Origin of the sequence: Pollutimonas rozaliensis, from assembly GCF_048751585.1 — a bacterium.
Classification (GTDB): domain Bacteria; phylum Pseudomonadota; class Gammaproteobacteria; order Burkholderiales; family Burkholderiaceae_B.
Map to the genome: position 1 here is coordinate 1 of NZ_JAZHOB010000185.1, position 262 is coordinate 262.

Consider the following 262-nt stretch of genomic DNA (forward strand, 5'->3'; position numbering starts at 1 on the left):
TAGACTTGAAGGTTGCACGAAGTTTCACCGAACGAGCAATTTGGTTCACGTCCATATCTACATAGTTTGCAATTGGAATCCATGGTTTGTCATTGATGTTTGTGTTAGCTGGTTCGTTGTCTAACACAATCTTCATTTCCCATAGACATCCTGTGTTAGCAGGTGTTAGGTAAGTAGACATCAATACCAAACGGTCTACCTTGATGTTGTTCATTACATCGAATTCTAGTACTGCATTTTCATTGAACTTCGCTGTGTATAC

Annotated in this window: 1 protein-coding gene; it reads right to left on the reverse strand. The window is 39.3% G+C overall.

The window, feature by feature from the left end; all coding sequences use genetic code 11:
- Positions 1-214, reverse strand: a 214-nt coding sequence (locus tag V0R37_RS22505; protein ID WP_420376610.1) for a hypothetical protein, incomplete at its 3' end; no start/stop codon positions are given.
- Positions 215-262: the final 48 nt, after the last annotated feature.